We start from the raw sequence: 16,751 nt of genomic DNA on the forward strand, positions 1-16,751 counted from the left end.
CTTTTCGGTGGGGTGAGTAATCGCAACCCTAGGATGTGCTAGTGCAAATGTTTTCGATGGGTCGAGTCATCGCACTAAGGAAAACTATGGAGCTTTACACCGCAAGAATAAGTGGTTTTCTTATTCTGAGTCCCAGGAGGTCGTGATCTTAGTCTGTATCCCTTAGTCCCACTCACTGATTGGGACTGCGATTACCAATGTTGTCAGGTTAAGCAAAGTAATCGATCAAGAGGGTGGGACAAAAAGATTTATTTATAAACAAACAGAATATGGATATAGAGGCCCCCCCTCCGCAGATGGGATGCTTTCCTCTCGATAGTTGTGATTTGATCATTTTTTGGTGGGTCTTGTACAAAAACTCAAACTATTGAAAATAATTAAATGTGCATTTTTCTAGTCAGCTATTTTCATATCTTGCTATTTAACTTAAAATATGTTTTTTTAGTTAGATTCGATGTACAATTAAAGTAGAGGTGATGGCATAATGATGACAAAACCAACTGCAGAACAGAAACAGGCTATTATTAAAAATGATAAAAGCTTTGATGGTGAATTCTTTTATGCAGTAAAAACAACGAAAATATTTTGTAGACCGTCTTGTCGGTCGAGAGTTCCTAATTTTGATCATGTGACTATTTTTAAGCATGCGGAGGATGCTTTAAAAGCAGGCTATCGTCCTTGTAAACGGTGTAAATCAGGGGGACGCCAGTTACCTGATGAAGAATGGGTGTCACATGTCGAAATGTATATAGTAGAAAATTTTTCAGAACCTTTGACCTTAAAGCAGATTGCTGAGCATTGTCATGGCAGCGCTTATCATCTGCATCGTGTATTTAAAAAGATAAAAGGGATAACGCCGTTAGAATATTTACAACAAACTAGGATGGAAAAAGCGAAAGACTATCTGATTCATACTGACCTATCTATCAAAGAAATTGGAAAATTAGTCGGAATTACGAATGCTGCACGATTTTCAACAGTATTTAAACATAAAAATAAGCAAACCCCAAGTCACTTTAGAAAAAATAAGCGGAAGAAGGTGTCAGCTAATGAGAAGTAATCCAAATCCAGTTGTTTATTATGGCAAAGTGAATCATGATAACTGGTCTATCTATATGGCAGCAACGGATAAAGGTCTATGTTATCTAAGTTCACCAAATAACGGGCTAAATGAAATAAAAAAATGGCTGGATAAAAATAGACCCGATACAGTGCTGATTGAAAACGAAGAAAAAATAAAACAATATAGCCAGCAGGTTAGTGAGTATCTGAACGGACAAAGAAAAGCATTTGATCTTCCTCTTGACATGAAGGGAACAACTTTTCAAGAATTAGTCTGGAGGGAACTTCAAAATATTCCTTATGGAGAGATTGTTTCATATTCGGATATTGCGAATCGAATTGGCAGACCGAAAGCAGTCCGTGCAGTTGGAGCGGCGAATGGCGCTAATCCAGTCATGATTGTTGTCCCATGTCATCGTGTTATTGCTAAAAGTGGTGATTTAACAGGATTTCGTGGGGGGATAGAGATGAAAAAAGCACTGCTTGCACTTGAAAAATCGGATAAGATTGGAGTTTAGAATAAAGTGAGAAATTGGAGAGAAAAGAATCAACATCTTTTAATAGAAGTTCCTGAACCCTTCGATTTTAAGGTGAATTTAGATTATTTGCAAAGAGAGCCCAATGAGTGCATGTATGAAATAGAAGCCGATATGATTACATGCGTCATTGAAATAAATCATGTCCGTACGTTAATTCGTATTAGTGCAGTAGATAACGAATATATAGATATCGAATGTTTAAACGGTACAATGCCAAAATTATTAGCAGACAAAGAGGCGATCGTTGATTATATTTGTGACTGGTTTGATCTTGACACCGACCTTGTGCCCTTCTATGAAATGGGTTGCCAGGATCCGTTGCTAAAACATCCGATTGAATCATTTTATGGCTTGCGCAATATCGGTTTAAATAATTTGTTTGAAGCTCTATGCTGGGGGATTTTAGGTCAGCAGATTAATTTGAAATATGCTTACAGATTAAAGCGACAATTTGTCGAAAAATTTGGTGACTCTTTAGACTATAACGATAAGAAATATTGGATTTTCCCTTCATTTGATAAAATTTCTGCCTTAACAATCGACGATTTAGCTGACATTAAAATGACCACAAAGAAAAGTGAATATATTATCGATGTAGCTAAGTTAATGAAAAGTGGACTTTTAACGAAAGAAAAATTACTTAATTTTGAAGATTTTAAGCAAGCTGAACAAGAGTTAACCCGCATTCGTGGTATTGGTCCTTGGACAGCGAATTATGTTTTGATGCGCTGTCTGCGATATCCAACCGCTTTTCCTATTGATGATGTTGGATTAATCAATGCGATTAAACTGTTATTAGGGCTGGAGCGAAAACCAACTAAAGAAGAGATTAGAGCCTTATCATCTAATTGGACAAACTGGGAATCATATGCAACCTTTTATTTGTGGAGGATGTTGTATTGAAAAACTTTTAAAACGATCTGTCGTAGCATGCAATAATTTCTTTTTATCACAGATAACCGTCCGTAAAGCTCGGGGCAACAACGGGTTTCGATGGGGCAAGTAACCGCAAATCTTTACGGTGGGACGAGTAACCGCAGTCCCAGGTCTTTTTGAAAGAAACCAATTTTAATGAAGTTAAATATATATTAAAAACACCGGATTGAGAGGAGATTTCTATTTTGGATATTAAGGTTATCAGTCATATTCAGAAGCCAATAAAGGCAACTGAATTAATGAATCTTTACCATAATGCTGGGTGGTGGGACGAAAGGAAAGAACAAGACATTGATAAAATGTTAAGTAAAGTTATTTCAGTTGGTGCATGGAAAGATGATGAGCTAGTGGGTTTTTCAAGAGCAGTTACTGACGGTAAATTCAGAGCCTATATTGAAGATGTCGTCGTACATAAAGAATTTCAATGTGAGGGGATAGGTTTAAAACTGGTATCAAACTTATTAAAGGAACTCTCTCATATTGATGTTATTAGTTTGTTTTGTGAAGAACAGTTAATCCCTTTTTATGAGAAAAATGCGTTTAAACATAGTCCGTCTCAATTTATAATGCACCGAAAGAAACCTACCTAGTGAGGTCTATCTGATCAAACTGGTTTATAAAATCAAATACAAATTAAATAAGGAGAATCCATTTTGAATAATCTTTATTCAAGATGGGTTTTTTCTTTTAGTCACTATTTCTAGCTAAAAATAAGATCGTATTTTTTTACTTTTTGCTATAATTAATATAGTATAGCTGCAAGGTAGGGATCTAAACATGAAAAATAAACCAAAATCAATGTTTCTGTTCGGTGTTAGTTGTTTATTGATCGGACTTTTAGTTGCTCCTTATGCCTTTTTTATACCAGAGCCCTTGATCCAATAGAAATAGCCACATTTCAAGCCAGGTAAACATTTCAGGCTACTGGTACTTTAAACTATCCAACTTACCGAACCACTGATAAAACCACTACAGGTCAAGACCAGGATGGAAAGGCTATGGTGTTGAATAATTGAAGGTTAAGTTAAATCTTGTATCAAAAAGGTGAGATTAATGTCTAGAGAAATTATTCTAAATTACGCAAAGGAAAAATATAGTACAAAGCCCGATTATCCGTGGCGTAAATTTCCGAACTATGCTGTACTCAGGCATGATAACAATAACAAGTGGTATGGGCTACTTATGGATGTAGATAAAAGTAAGTTACAGATAGATGGAAATGGAAAAGTTGAGATATTGAATGTTAAATGTGATCCCGGATTAGCTGATTCTTTAAGAGAAGAAGAGGGGATCTTGCCTGCTTATCATATGAATAAGGAACACTGGCTAAGCATTGTGTTAGATGGCTCTGTCTCAAATAAAGAAATTTTTTCGCTCTTAGATCTTAGTTATGATTTGACAACATAATCTAATTTCTAAAGGGTATTTATCCAATTTACTAAAAATAATAGTAGGAGAAAATATTATGGTTGTCAGATTAAATGAATGTACAATAAATGATCTAACAAAACTTCAAGAGATTAGTACTGAAACATTTTCCGATACTTTTAAAGATCAAAATACAGAAAAGAATTTAAAGGCTTATTTAAAGAGTGCCTACAATCTTCAACAACTAAAGAAAGAATTAAGCAGTCCAAACGCTATATTCTATTTCTTATTAGATGATAACAGAATCGTTGGCTATATCAAGCTCAATACTGCATCAGCACAAACAGAAACAGTTATTGAAAATGCTTTAGAAATTGAAAGAATTTATATTAGAAAACAACATAAACGAAACGGCTATGGAAAATATTTGATTAAAAAAGTTGAACAAATCGCTAGCAATTTAGGAAAAACGACCATTTGGTTAGGTGTTTGGGAATACAATACTAACGCTATTGCCTTTTATGAAAAAATAGGCTTTAACATAATCGATTCACACCCCTTTTTTATGGGGACAGAAGAACAACTAGATTTAATTATGGCTAAAAAAATAGATAGTTGAGTAGGAGTAACTTTTTCAAAGGATTTAAATAACTTGTATTCGATTATATATTTACTTGTCGAAATATTTTAACAAAAACCGACCAAACTAACCTGAAAGCATTCAATTTGTTTGATTGGTTTTCTGTACGTTCAGAATATAAGATTTTACTGATAATAACATCAGAAAAACGATATCTTCTACCTTAAGAAACTTCGAGATAAAGCCCGTTTTTATTGGTCATCTTACAAACGCTCAATAGGATAATCCTCCATACCCTAGACAGACTATTTTAATAAAAGATGATTTAACACTATAATAATGTGTTAAAATTTGTGAAAGACTTGATAAAAAATCTTGCCCATAAAGATAATAGGCTGACAATCACCAATAACCCATGAAAAGACAAAGGAAAACTATGAAATTTATAAAACGAAACTTCAATCAGTGGGAGTTTTACGGACGGTTATCTGTGTTAAAAATATCCTAGGAAGGTGCTACATATGGACCATAATATTTTAATCATAGAAGATGATTTATCGGTAAGCGAAATGATAAAGGATTATTTAATAAAGGAAGGTTACAAGGTGGCTACTGCTTTTGAAGGGGAAAAAGGGATGCAAAAGTTTCTAACAGGTGCTTTTGACTTAATCATACTTGATATCATGATGCCCAAATTAGACGGAATAGAAGTTATGAAACAAATTAGAAAAGAGAGTTCCGTGCCTATCCTGATTGTATCTGCTAAGGATAAGGATGTTGAAAAGGTTTTAGGGCTTGAGCTAGGTGCAGATGATTACATAGCCAAACCTTTTTCAATGCTAGAACTTTCTGCCAGAGTGAAAGCGATACTAAGACGTGCTACCAATTATTCTGAAGTTGATAAAGAAGAAAATATTATAAATTATAGAGATCTAACGATTGATATCAATAATTTTTCTGTTAAAAAACATGGTAAAGAAATCAAACTGACGGCTAAAGAATTTAATATTTTAAAAATGTTTCTCAAGTATCCCAATAATGTTTTTACAAAAGCTCAGATCTATACCACCGTCTGGGATAATGACTACTTCGATGATGAAAATGTGATCAATGTTCATATAAGAAGACTGAGAGAAAAGATAGAGGACAATCCTGCAGAGCCTACATATATCAAAACGATATGGGGAATCGGTTATAAATTAGGTGAATAGCTATATCACAAAATTATAAAAAGTGGGGGGAGAAGGTATGGTTTATTTCTTAATCGTGATCATCCTGATTTTAACTGGTATTATTATACTTCAACATCGTTCAAAGCTAACAAGAGATCAGCAAATAAAATATATCGATCAAAAATTAAATAGAATTATCGCTGATCAAACCAGTGAGAACCTGCTTGTTTTTACAGACGATAAAGAGCTCGTTCATTTGTTAATTAGCATTAACAATCTGTTAAACCATAATCGGAAAATATTAGCTGATTACGTAAGAAAAGAAGAGTCTATCCGGAAAATGATCTCGAATATTTCCCATGATCTAAAAACGCCACTAACGGTTATTGTAGGCTATTTAGAAATCATTAAGTCGAATCAAGCAATCGAAAATGAGTTAAGCAAAGAAGTTAATAAAGCATATGAAAAGGCAGTAGAGCTGCTGACGTTGATCAATACTTTTTTTGATTTGGCAAAACTGGAATCTGGCGATAAGGAAATCCAACTTGAAAAGGTAAATATCAATGAAGCATGTCGAAAGGGCATTTTAGAATTCTATGACCTATTAACAGATCAGGGCTTGGAGGTTTCTGTTGACATTCCAGAAGAAAGTATCTATGTAGCGGGAAACGAAGAAGCAATTGACAGAATACTTAGAAATCTGATCTCGAATGCGATAAAATACGGAAATGATGGGCATGTAGTGGGGTTAAACTTGAAATATGACGATTCATTTGCTTACATCGAGGTTTGGGACAAGGGAAAGGGCATTGACGAGCTCAATCAAGAAAGTGTTTTTGAAAGACTGTATACACTTGAAGACTCACGAAATAAGCAGTATCAAGGGAGTGGCTTAGGACTTACGATTACGAAAAGATTAGTAGAAAGTCTGGAAGGAGACATATCACTGTCTAGCAAGGCCAATGAAAAAACTATATTTACCGTGAAATTAAAGAAATTGGCTTCCTAGAATAACTAAAGACTGCTTCTATCACATTCTTTGCAAACTTAAGAAATTTGTAAGACTCCGTTAAGAAAAAAGACAATTTTAATGTTTACCTAAATTTCAAGTTTAAGTTAGTCACTTAGAATAATTATTTTAGTGAGTTCACAAAGTTATATTGTTTTATGCCAGTAAAGGCATGAATTTGTGCTTTAGTGGTGTGCATGGATCTGTTTGGCTTTAAAGCCAAACAGATCCATGCACACCATCACGGGACATACCTGGGTTAAACATGATTTTAAGCAACAAGATTCAGCTGTAATTTCTGTAGCTCTAAGACAAATGCTTGGTGAGGTGTTTTATAGTTTTGGTTTCTTCGTGGATAGTCATTCATCCATTGTTGAACCCTTTTGACTTGATCCTCATTAACATCTTTCAGCGACTCATGTTTGGGTAAGAAACGACGGATGATTTTATGTTGATTTTCACTGGTTCCTCGTTCAAAGGAAGCGTATGGATGACAGTAATAGACATCAATCTCTTTAGACAATTCAGATAGATTACTAAACTCACTTCCATTGTCTGAGGTAATGGTTTTAAAAATGTCACCTTCGATTCCGTTTAACTGACTAATCATATGTTGTAAGGTATCATCAATTTGCGTTGCTCTTTTCCCATCAATTTTGAAGAGGAGTTCAAAGGTTGTTTTACGTTCAACAAGCGTTAATAGAACAGGTTCATCAGCCTTCTTTTTACCGATAACCGTATCAATTTCCCAATGTCCGAATTCCTTTCGCTGGTTAACTGATTCTGGACGTTCTTCGATTGAGATACCATGCACCTTTTTATTTCGATGTCCTTTGCCTTTTGTGGAGCGTGGTTTTCGATCAACCTTTTCTAACAAATCCATATTCTTTGTCTGCATGATGCCACTATCAATCCAATGATAAAGTGTGGACGTGCTTGGAATGATGGATTCATGAAAGAAGGCTTCACTTTTAGCTACATTGACAACAACATCAGGTGACCATTTGTCTTGTCGCATTTTTTGATCAGCCCAATCAACAAATTCATGTCCATCAACCCATTTGGGGCGGCGGCCGCAATGCGAACGATTCTTTTCATAGACGTCATAATTGACATCTGCGAAATAAACTGCTCTTTCATAAAAATAGGATTTGCCGTTCTGTGTTTGCTTTTGGACTTGTGTAACAGTCCCTTTCTTAACATTATTATTGATGGTTTGATAATTGCGATCAAGCAGTCGGCCAATCGCTCGGTTTGATAACTCGAGTTTCTTATATGCTTCAATCTGTTTCATTTCAGCAAATGTAAGGTGTTTCCCTTTCCGTGATTCTGTGATAGTATTTACATGGGTCATGTGAATTCTCCTTATATTGGTTGGTCGTACTTTCAATATAACATGAGATTCACATGGCCTTTTATTTTAGGTGACTAACTTGATTATATAATCTACGATTTTAATGTTTATTATTATTACTATAGTAATTTTGCAAAGAAATGGAGGACATGTCGTGGAATATATTGTAAGAACACACGATCTATGTAAGGCTTTTAATGGAGACAGTGCTGTTTCCAATGTTAATTTGAATATTAGGAAGGGAGAAATTTATGGGCTTTTAGGACCAAATGGAGCTGGAAAAAGTACGATCATGAAATTGATCTTAAATTTGTTAAAACCAACTCAAGGAGTCATTGAAATCTTTAATCAAACGCTGACGGATACATCTTATGAACTGTTTAAAAGAATGCACGCGATTATTGAATATCCGATTTTTTACGAGAAACTTACGGCAAAGGAAAATCTAGATTTCCATTGTGAATATATGGGTTACCACAATAAAAAAGATATAAAAACCGCTTTAGAATTAGTTAATCTAAAAAACATAGATAACAAAGCCGTTAAAAATTTCTCTTTAGGTATGAAACAACGACTTGGAATTGCCAGGGCAGTGATTACAAAACCAGAATTACTGATATTAGATGAGCCAGTCAATGGACTTGATCCCGTAGGAATCATCGAAATTAGAGATTTACTTGAAAAGCTAAATAAAGAATATGGGATAACGATCTTGATTTCGAGTCATATTTTAGCTGAGATAGAGCAAATTGCTGATACAATCGGGGTTATGAATAATGGCTATTTGGTTGATGAAGTTTCGATGGAGTTTATTCGAGAAAATAATGCAGAGTACATTGAAATTGAAACCAGCCACGCTAGACAAGCTGCCTATATTCTTGACTCAAAGCTGAAGATAAATAATTTCAAAGTGCTTGACGCTAAAAAAATTAGAATCTACGAAACAGATAGGCCACAAAATGAAATTTATAAAACATTGGTATCAAACGATATTCCGATTCAATCAATCAATACAAAGACAGCTTCATTGGAAGACCATTTCTTATCCTTAATTGGAGGTGGAGAAAATGTTTAAGTTGATCCGTTTAGAAATGAGAAAAATAAATTTTGCAGGCTATATCAATAGAGCTTTAGTAGCTTGCTTGGCTATTACTGGTTTTTTATTCTTTATGTTATATATTGATAGAAATCAGTTTGCTGCTAGCAGTACCGACTTTTTATTTCTGATTGATAGTATAACAAGAATCGTTTTTATCATCTTTTCTGGGGTGTTAATTTCGAGATTAGTGATTGAAGAATATAATGGTAAAACGATTACTTTGATGTTCACATACCCGATCAGTCGAAAACAAGTGATTGTTTCTAAGTTGTTGATCATTATATGTTTTACATTTGCATCAATACTGCTATCAAGAATTTTTGCAGCTGTTGTTTTATATATGTTAAACAATCATCTGCATTTTATCGATGGAGGCGTAACGCTCCCTATGATCATAGAACATTTTAAACATACGGTTCTATATGACCTTTCTGCTAGCGGGATCAGCTTAGTTCCTTTATTTTTTGGAATGCTTAAAAAATCTGTTAGAACCACAATTGTTTCATCTGTTGTTATTGCGATCTTTCTCGGTGTAAGTAATGAAGACTTATCGATAGGTTCCTACATCGTCATCCCATTGACAGTTACCATCATTGGTCTAGTTGTTTCTTATCTATCAATCAAGAATATCGAGCATAAAGATGTCTCTTAAAAAAGAAGTCTGTTATGAAAAATATAACATCCATAGGAGTTTATCGTGATGAGTCAAAAATACATTTATTTACTATTTACAAACACAAGGACATTACTGACAAAAGCGATTGGATTATATACAAAAGCGGACTACAATCATGTTTCACTTGCTTTGGATCCAAGATTAAAAGAAGTATATAGCTTTGGAAGGAAGCAACTCTACAATCCATTTTGGGGAGGATTTGTGGAGGAAAATACGAAAGAAAAGCTGTTTCAGAATGCGGATTGCACTATTTATGCCTATCCAATCGATCTAAAACAATGTCAAAAATTACAGGAAACGCTAACCTTTTTTAAGAATAGAAAAGATAGCTATCACTACAATCTATTAGGCCTGTTTGGAGTCATGTTAAACAAGCCGATTCAAAGATCAAATGCATATTTCTGTTCTCAATTTGTAGCTTATCTTTTGATTAAAGCTGGTATTGTTTCTTTTGACAAGCCGCCTGAACTTATTACCCCACAGGATATTCAGCAATTACCAGGATTGATTTCGATCTATCAAGGGAAAGTACAAAAGACCGTTTAGCTTAATTCATATATTTTTAAGTAATCAATGATTTACATTGAAAAATCTAGTTTTATTGATCATAATAGATAAGCTTGCTGTGCTTAACTTAGTTAATTTTCTGATAGAAAGGTTGTTATTGTTGAATATTGATATTTTGCCACCCACTAACATTAAAGAATTGACGCTATTTTTAGAAAAGATCAATAATCAAAAAAGTTACCATATTGGCTTTTGTGGAGAGGATAGCGAAGAAATATATGATACTTTAAGCAATGACTTTTCTGACTTGGATTTGCACGATTCCTTTCTGGTTGCTTATCACCATTCGACCATTATAGGTGCAATCGGTATAGATATTGATTTGCAAGATGAACATGCTGACGTATGGGGACCATTTGTTGAGGGTGGAAATAAGCAACTTGCCCAAGCATTATGGGACCATCTGATACTAAAGACACCAAAAGAAATCAAAGCATTCTCCTTTTTTCTCAATAAAGAAAATCAATTTGCCCGTGATTTTGTGCTTGAAAATAAAGGAGTTAACGAAGGTTTAGATATCGTCCTTCACATAGCAAGAGATAAATATGAGAAACGCAACACTAATGGGTATGAAACATTTACAGCTGCTTATCGTGATTCTTTTATCAAACTTCATAATCAGGTATTTCCTAAAACATATTTTAATGCCAACACCATTCTAAGCAGATTAAACGATAATCATCACTTATTTTTAGTTAAAGAAAACGGAACAGAGCTAAAAGGCTATGTATACATTGAAGCGAGTCCTAAGCACAAGGAAGGGAATATTGAGTATGTTGCTGTTTCAGACAAATATAGAGGAGCGGGTGTTGGTAAAACGTTAATCACTGCGGCATTAAATCAGCTATTCTCTTATCAAAGCATTGAGGAAATTACGATTTGTGTCAGTGGGGATAATGTGGCTGCCAGACAGCTTTATCAATCCGTTGGTTTTGAAGAAAAATACCATTTAATCAGTTATGAAATTTCAAGGAATTAACTGTTGGAAAGGACTGTTTTTACTTCAGTCTTTTCTTTTTTAGTTGTGCAGAAATGTTAATTTAGAGTTAGAGTAAAATGTTTGTGGGAGTAAATTTTCCCTGTCATGGGTGTTAAAGTCGTTAGACTTTAACACCCATGACAGGGGCACCAAGCGAAAGCGCGGTAGTAGATAAGTCGTTTGAGATGAAAAAGAGGACCTTATTTTATATAGTTAAGTTTACGACAAACAAAAACTATAGAAAGAGGTCCTCATATGAAAGATATCATATCTCAGCTGACAATGAAAGAGTTAGAAGAAATAATATACCGTACCTTACAAGAAAGTTTTTCACAGATGATGTCAAAAATCCTTCAGGAGTTTGATCAGGCGATTGCTTTAGGAAGAGACAAACAAAGATTTTACTTAAAAGATAAACGTACGTTATCGTTTGAATCTGTTTTTGGACAAGTCGAGCTGAAGAGAAATTATTACCAAGATAAAGTAACAGGGAAATATGTGTACTTATTAGATCAATATTTAGCCTTTGATGGAACAAAAGGAATGAGTCCAGTCGTGCAAGATTTGGCGATTGAACTAGCTGTCACAGGTGCTTCCTATCGACAAGCTGGAAAGGTACTCGAAAGGTTCTTAGGGTATCCTGTCATCAGTCATGAAGGGATCCGTCAACAGCTTTTGCATACGGAAGTGGTTCCAGAAGAGTCTGTCCCCCTTGAACAAGATGTTTTATTCGTTGAAGTGGATGGCTTAAATACAAAGAGCCAAGAGAAAGGGAAAAAAGGAAGAGAACTTAAAATAGCAAGTACCCATCAAGGATGGGAGATGAATGGCAAGCGAGCGAAACTCATCGAGAAACGTCATTTTATTCATGAAGGCAACGGTCCATTTTGGGAAGCGTTTGAGACCTATCTGATGACCACTTATGAATATGACCCAACGCGACACCATCTCGTCATCAATGGAGATGGAGCGAATTGGATCACGTCTTGTCGAGACTATTTCCAGAAGAACGCTACTTTTGTCATTGATCGTTTTCATGTCGCTCGTGATGTCCGCCTGATCTTTCGAGGGCATCCAAGATCCCGTTCGATCCAAAAGAAGCTAGCTGTTTATGATTGGGAAGGGTTTATGGTGGAATTAAATAGTGCAGTGGGGACACTGGAAAATGAAAAGAAGGAAGAAGAGTTGGAAGCCTTAATCGCTCAGCTCTCAAAGTATCCGAAGGCACTCGGAGATTACCGTAAAAAATTAGAGAGAAAAGGGATAGATATAACCGGTTTTCGCCCAATGGGTAGTGCAGAAGGAACCATGAGTGTGTTTGCGAGAAGACTCAACCACGGTCGTAGCTGGAGTGATCGAGGGCTTGATAAATTCGTCGATGTCATGGTGGCTCTAAAAGACAATTTAGAGATTAAAACGTTACATGGAATCCTTGAGCAAACGCAGGCATTCACTGAAGAGCCCAAAGCTGAAAAGCCACCTAAACACTTCGTTGAGAAGCTGAAAAACAGTGCGACAGAAGCCACTCGTCAGAATTTAGGTTATTTGAAACAAGCAATGGGGGCTCCTATTACAGAAGCTCTGAAAGGTTTAAGAGGATTTTAAAAAGTTAAAATAGCTTTTCTTTTAAAGGAATACAGGAGTGACAACGCTGCCAAATCATAGGCTAAAAACAATATAAAATAAGGGACATAAAAAAACTCCCACAAATACTTGACACAATCTAATTTAGATCTTAAATTGTAGCGATCATTTCAAATATGATACAATAATAAACTGTACATAAAGTTAGGAGGGATACGATGAGTATTTTTATTTTAGAAGATCATCCGATTCAAGCGGAAAATTTAAAAGCATACATTGAGCGGCAACAAGAAAAATATCATAAAGAAATTCCGATCGTGTCCACTAGCCGTCCAAATGAAATCCTTGATCAAATTCCTTTTTCAGAGCACCTTAATCTTTATTTTTTGGATATTGAAATTAAGAAAAATAAGTACGGGGGTCTCGAGACAGCAAAACAAATTAGAACACTGGATGCAGAGGGAATGATTGTTTTTATTACAACACATGCGGAACTTGCACCTCTATCATATAAGTATATGGTATCCGCTTTGACTTTTATCGAAAAAAGTAATTGGAATGAGATGAGTCAAGCAATTAGTGATTGTCTAAATTATTATTATGAACGTTTAGATGAGCAGAGGAGCCAGCCGGTTTTTATCTTTTCAAATGCTTATACATCCTTTCGAATCCCATATTCTGAAATCTTATCTATTCAAACAGCTGAAAACCATCGGTTGATCCTGATTTCGACCAAACAGGTCATTCAGTTTTACGGTAGTTTGAAGGAGATTCAAGCAGCATTAGAAGATCAACCGCAATTTGTCAGACCCCACCAATCCTATATTGCTAATCTGGATAACGTGCGAGAATTATCAAAAAGAGACATGCTATTGACATTTATCGATGGAAAGCAGCTCCCTATTTCAAGAAGAAAGTCAAAGAATATCATTCAAGCATGGAAGAAAGAGGGTGAGATGGAGAGATGATGATTCCTTTAATTTTAAACATAGGGGTTTGCTTGGTCATTTTATTATTCTATTTATATTTAATGAATGAGCAACCCATAAGCTGGAAGTATATTCTCCCGATCCCCATTGCGTACTTTATCGGGATTAACTTTGTCATCCAACTTACTGGTTATGTAGAATGGAATCTTCTGATCATTATTTTATTATTCTTTATTGGGATATTCTATGTCTCAAAATCAGTTCCTGTCATTTGGAATTTAACAGCCTCTTTCTTTAGTCTAGTCGTGATCATTATTGCACAAGAGATAATACTAGATTTATTATTCAATACATTGGCCTATTCAAATTGGATAGCTATTTTGCCATCTAGGCAAAGCATAGCCCAAGTATCGGCTGTCATGGTTATCGTGATCACTTTACTTTTTAGAAATTTACTGATGAAGTTAGGTGATTTTTTAGAAAAAAGTACATGGTTGCCTATTTATTTTAGTATGATTCTGATCATTGGTTTCCTTTTATTTATCGTTAAAGGGACAGGTTCTAATATAGAAATTTTATCTAATCATTTATTATTAAACATTTCTACATTGTATTATCCTTTGATGTTTGCGATTTTCTTTTTACTGATTATCCTTATTTCAGTGGATAGTAAAAGAAATATCAATCAACAACTCCTAAAACAGGAACAAAAAGCTACTCAGGATTATTTGGATTATGTTCATGAATTAGAAACGTCTTATCAAGAGTTAACGAGTTTTCGTCATGACTATCAAAATATTCTATTTGCTTTAGATGAAGGCATTCAAGCTGGAGATTTAGATAAAATCAAAAAAATTTATCAGGAAACCATTGCGCCTACCTCTTTAGTATTCGCACAAGCGCAAAATGAATTAGTCAAATTAAAACATATCCAAAATGAAGAGATTAGAAGTCTATTTCGAGTCAAATTGTTACATGCTCAAGCCAAAAAAATAAACACCACTGTCGATATTCCAGAAGAAATAAATCAGATTGGAATTTCTGTTATTAAGCTGATCCGCATCTCCGCCATTATTTTAGACAATGCGATTGAAGAGGCAGAACAATCCTCATTAAAGGAGTTACAAGTATCTTTGTTTATTCATGATACGACATTGAAATTTATTGTACGCAACTCATGTAGCCAAGAAACCATTCATATTGCTGATATTTATAAATTAGGAAAAAGCACTAAACAAAAATCAGGGCGAGGAATTGGTTTGTATTCGTTAAATAAACTTCTTCATCATGAACCTCATGTAACGGTAGCCACCCGTTTTGATAACCCTTTTTTTACACAAGAATTAAGTATTCAGCTTTAGCCAGTTTAAAATTCTGCCCCGATCATTCTTGAATAATAGAGGTATTTCCTTTAAAATTAAATTCTGACCTCATTTAAATGAGGGAGAAGAGGGGGGAATTCTGATCAAAGGATCACTTCACCATATCGAGATATATGTTTCTGATTTAAAAAGTACTGTCGACTTTTGGAGTTGGTTTCTTGAAGAATTAGGCTACAATTCTTTTCAAAAATGGGAGAATGGTCAGAGTTGGAAATTGTCTGATACTTATATTGTTTTTGTGCAGGCTGAAGAAAGGTTCTTAGATATTCCTTATCATAGGCGTCGGGTTGGATTAAATCATTTAGCATTTCATGCCGATTCACGTCAACAAGTCGACAACATGACCGAAAAATTGCAAGACAAAGGAATAACCATTCTTTATCCAGAGCAACATCCCTTCGCTGGTGGGGACAAGCACTATGCTGTTTATTTTGAAGACCCAGACAGAATCAAAGTGGAGTTAGTTGCACCTGAACAAGACAACCAACGCGTGTGATTCTGTAATATCTGTGAAGTATTTTTTCTATAATTGAATGTGTAGAACTTTAAGTAAGTGCGAAAATAGAAATCAAATTTAGTTCTGTAAGTGACTCAATTCTAAAAAATATGTCCCCGTAGCTCAGCAGGATAGAGCAATTGCCTCCTAAGCAATAGGTCGCTGGTTCGACTCCAGTCGGGGACGCCATCAAGATATATTTTCATATGCAAAACCATCTGATACTGTAGATACAATGTCACTTGTATTCGTTGATCCATTCGAATTTACCGAGTTATTTCGAACTTCTTATTATCTATATAATGAAGGGGTATTTATAATGAAAAATTACGTTATTGTGGCAAGATTTGATGATGAAATGACCGGAAAGCTAACCGCCTTACGGAAAAAACTACATGACGAAAATCATATGATAGCCATTTCTGAATGGCAACCGTATATAACTATTGCAGCATACGAAAATATTGATATCCAAGTGCTTTTACAATGGACAGATGAATTTGCGAAAACACATTCGATTTTTGATATTTCATTTTCCTCGTTGGGTTCTTTTCCTCCATATGGCGAGCATACTGAAACTGCAGTGCTTTTTGCTTCTCCCTCGCAATCAAAAAGTCTAATTGACTTTTATTATGCATTTCATGAAAAACTGGACGATTATTGTGGCAAACTCGGTTGGCTGTACTCAGCTAAATGGGGGTTTCCAGCAATCCATTCTACAATCGGAATATTTGAAGTCCCTCAGATACAAAAAGCAATGAAGATGATTTTTGCATCTCAAATATTTGGGAAGACAAAAATGATTGCATTAGAGGTATACACCTATCCAATGGAGTTAATTCAACGGTTTGAATTGAATAATTAACCTGCTGATTATAAAAGCTGATACATTCCAATATGCCATTCGGTCTATATGCAATCCTCTGATGACCCGAGAAATCTTTTTGCCATTGTTATTAGATCAATAATGCCCAAAAAAACGAAGCAAATAAAGACTACTATTCGTAATTATTGATAGT

The 16,751-nt window shown here is 34.9% G+C and carries 18 protein-coding genes and 1 tRNA gene; 18 read left to right on the top strand and 1 reads right to left on the bottom strand.

The window, feature by feature from the left end:
- The first annotated feature begins 484 nt into the window (after nt 1–484).
- From ACS127_RS13605 to ACS127_RS13640, 8 genes are all read left to right on the top strand, one after another.
- Nucleotides 485–1,060: a bifunctional transcriptional activator/DNA repair enzyme AdaA gene (locus ACS127_RS13605; protein WP_440895581.1), complete on the top strand. Its 576-nt coding sequence runs from the start codon at nt 485–487 to the stop codon at nt 1,058–1,060.
- Nucleotides 1,050–1,580, top strand: coding sequence for a methylated-DNA--[protein]-cysteine S-methyltransferase (locus tag ACS127_RS13610; protein WP_440895582.1), 531 nt, complete (start codon nt 1,050–1,052; stop codon nt 1,578–1,580). The genes ACS127_RS13605 and ACS127_RS13610 overlap by 11 nt, the downstream gene beginning before the upstream one ends.
- Before the next feature lie 6 nt (nt 1,581–1,586).
- The gene (locus tag ACS127_RS13615) at nt 1,587–2,504 is read left to right on the top strand and encodes a DNA-3-methyladenine glycosylase family protein (protein WP_440895583.1); all 918 of its coding nucleotides are present in this window, start codon (nt 1,587–1,589) and stop codon (nt 2,502–2,504) included.
- A gap of 218 nt (nt 2,505–2,722) precedes the next feature.
- Complete coding sequence (locus ACS127_RS13620) at nt 2,723–3,127, top strand: GNAT family N-acetyltransferase (RefSeq protein ID WP_440895584.1); 405 nt, start codon at nt 2,723–2,725, stop codon at nt 3,125–3,127.
- 463 nt (nt 3,128–3,590) lie between these two features.
- Complete coding sequence (locus ACS127_RS13625; RefSeq protein WP_440895585.1) at nt 3,591–3,944, top strand: MmcQ/YjbR family DNA-binding protein; 354 nt, start codon at nt 3,591–3,593, stop codon at nt 3,942–3,944.
- A 58-nt stretch (nt 3,945–4,002) separates the two neighbouring features.
- A complete protein-coding gene (locus ACS127_RS13630; protein WP_440895586.1) occupies nt 4,003–4,524 on the top strand; it encodes a GNAT family N-acetyltransferase in 522 nt (173 codons plus the stop codon).
- Between the two features lie 482 nt (nt 4,525–5,006).
- Nucleotides 5,007–5,696, top strand: a complete 690-nt coding sequence (locus tag ACS127_RS13635) for a response regulator transcription factor (RefSeq protein ID WP_440895587.1) — start codon at nt 5,007–5,009, stop codon at nt 5,694–5,696.
- Between the two features lie 37 nt (nt 5,697–5,733).
- Nucleotides 5,734–6,666 carry a sensor histidine kinase gene (locus tag ACS127_RS13640; RefSeq protein ID WP_440895588.1) on the top strand — a complete coding sequence of 311 codons (933 nt, stop codon included), beginning with the start codon at nt 5,734–5,736 and terminating at the stop codon, nt 6,664–6,666.
- Between the two features lie 271 nt (nt 6,667–6,937).
- Here the strand turns inward: ACS127_RS13640 and ACS127_RS13645 are convergent, their stop codons facing one another.
- Nucleotides 6,938–8,020 carry an IS30 family transposase gene (locus ACS127_RS13645; RefSeq protein WP_440894882.1) on the bottom strand — a complete coding sequence of 361 codons (1,083 nt, stop codon included), beginning with the start codon at nt 8,018–8,020 and terminating at the stop codon, nt 6,938–6,940.
- A gap of 154 nt (nt 8,021–8,174) precedes the next feature.
- On the opposite strand from ACS127_RS13645, the gene ACS127_RS13650 reads away from it, so the two are divergent.
- From ACS127_RS13650 to ACS127_RS13695, 10 genes are all read left to right on the top strand, one after another.
- Nucleotides 8,175–9,095, top strand: a complete 921-nt coding sequence (locus tag ACS127_RS13650) for an ABC transporter ATP-binding protein (protein ID WP_440895589.1) — start codon at nt 8,175–8,177, stop codon at nt 9,093–9,095.
- Nucleotides 9,088–9,771: an ABC transporter permease gene (locus ACS127_RS13655; RefSeq protein ID WP_440895590.1), complete on the top strand. Its 684-nt coding sequence runs from the start codon at nt 9,088–9,090 to the stop codon at nt 9,769–9,771. Before ACS127_RS13650 ends, ACS127_RS13655 begins: the two co-directional genes overlap by 8 nt.
- A 48-nt stretch (nt 9,772–9,819) precedes the next feature.
- The gene (locus tag ACS127_RS13660; RefSeq protein ID WP_440895591.1) at nt 9,820–10,341 is read left to right on the top strand and encodes a hypothetical protein; all 522 of its coding nucleotides are present in this window, start codon (nt 9,820–9,822) and stop codon (nt 10,339–10,341) included.
- Between the two features lie 79 nt (nt 10,342–10,420).
- On the top strand, nt 10,421–11,341 hold the full coding sequence (locus ACS127_RS13665; protein WP_440895592.1) for a GNAT family N-acetyltransferase: 921 nt from the start codon (nt 10,421–10,423) through the stop codon (nt 11,339–11,341).
- 255 nt (nt 11,342–11,596) lie between these two features.
- Nucleotides 11,597–12,946 carry an ISLre2 family transposase gene (locus ACS127_RS13670; protein WP_440895073.1) on the top strand — a complete coding sequence of 450 codons (1,350 nt, stop codon included), beginning with the start codon at nt 11,597–11,599 and terminating at the stop codon, nt 12,944–12,946.
- Nucleotides 12,947–13,143: 197 nt separating this feature from the next.
- Complete coding sequence (locus ACS127_RS13675) at nt 13,144–13,893, top strand: LytR/AlgR family response regulator transcription factor (protein ID WP_440895593.1); 750 nt, start codon at nt 13,144–13,146, stop codon at nt 13,891–13,893.
- Nucleotides 13,890–15,215 carry a GHKL domain-containing protein gene (locus ACS127_RS13680; RefSeq protein WP_440895594.1) on the top strand — a complete coding sequence of 442 codons (1,326 nt, stop codon included), beginning with the start codon at nt 13,890–13,892 and terminating at the stop codon, nt 15,213–15,215. The genes ACS127_RS13675 and ACS127_RS13680 overlap by 4 nt, the downstream gene beginning before the upstream one ends.
- A 100-nt stretch (nt 15,216–15,315) precedes the next feature.
- Nucleotides 15,316–15,732, top strand: coding sequence for a VOC family protein (locus ACS127_RS13685; protein WP_440898145.1), 417 nt, complete (start codon nt 15,316–15,318; stop codon nt 15,730–15,732).
- 112 nt (nt 15,733–15,844) lie between these two features.
- A tRNA-Arg gene (locus tag ACS127_RS13690) sits at nt 15,845–15,921 on the top strand.
- A 130-nt stretch (nt 15,922–16,051) separates the two neighbouring features.
- Entirely contained in the window at nt 16,052–16,597 is a 546-nt protein-coding gene (locus tag ACS127_RS13695) for a 2'-5' RNA ligase family protein (RefSeq protein ID WP_440895595.1), read from the top strand.
- Nucleotides 16,598–16,751: the final 154 nt, after the last annotated feature.

It is taken from the genome of Amphibacillus sp. Q70, assembly GCF_052055485.1.
Classification (GTDB): Bacteria; Bacillota; Bacilli; order Bacillales; family Amphibacillaceae; genus Amphibacillus.

What these genes read in the sequence shown, in the direction of transcription:
- ACS127_RS13605 (WP_440895581.1), top strand. Translation starts at nt 485, where the DNA reads ATGATGACAAAACCAACTGCAGAACAGAAACAGGCTATTATTAAAAAT.
- ACS127_RS13610 (WP_440895582.1), top strand. Translation starts at nt 1,050, where the DNA reads ATGAGAAGTAATCCAAATCCAGTTGTTTATTATGGCAAAGTGAATCAT.
- ACS127_RS13625 (WP_440895585.1), top strand. Translation starts at nt 3,591, where the DNA reads ATGTCTAGAGAAATTATTCTAAATTACGCAAAGGAAAAATATAGTACA.
- ACS127_RS13630 (WP_440895586.1), top strand. Translation starts at nt 4,003, where the DNA reads ATGGTTGTCAGATTAAATGAATGTACAATAAATGATCTAACAAAACTT.
- ACS127_RS13635 (WP_440895587.1), top strand. Translation starts at nt 5,007, where the DNA reads ATGGACCATAATATTTTAATCATAGAAGATGATTTATCGGTAAGCGAA.
- ACS127_RS13640 (WP_440895588.1), top strand. Translation starts at nt 5,734, where the DNA reads ATGGTTTATTTCTTAATCGTGATCATCCTGATTTTAACTGGTATTATT.
- ACS127_RS13645 (WP_440894882.1), bottom strand. Translation starts at nt 8,020, where the DNA reads ATGACCCATGTAAATACTATCACAGAATCACGGAAAGGGAAACACCTT.
- ACS127_RS13655 (WP_440895590.1), top strand. Translation starts at nt 9,088, where the DNA reads ATGTTTAAGTTGATCCGTTTAGAAATGAGAAAAATAAATTTTGCAGGC.
- ACS127_RS13660 (WP_440895591.1), top strand. Translation starts at nt 9,820, where the DNA reads ATGAGTCAAAAATACATTTATTTACTATTTACAAACACAAGGACATTA.
- ACS127_RS13670 (WP_440895073.1), top strand. Translation starts at nt 11,597, where the DNA reads ATGAAAGATATCATATCTCAGCTGACAATGAAAGAGTTAGAAGAAATA.
- ACS127_RS13675 (WP_440895593.1), top strand. Translation starts at nt 13,144, where the DNA reads ATGAGTATTTTTATTTTAGAAGATCATCCGATTCAAGCGGAAAATTTA.
- ACS127_RS13680 (WP_440895594.1), top strand. Translation starts at nt 13,890, where the DNA reads ATGATGATTCCTTTAATTTTAAACATAGGGGTTTGCTTGGTCATTTTA.
- ACS127_RS13695 (WP_440895595.1), top strand. Translation starts at nt 16,052, where the DNA reads ATGAAAAATTACGTTATTGTGGCAAGATTTGATGATGAAATGACCGGA.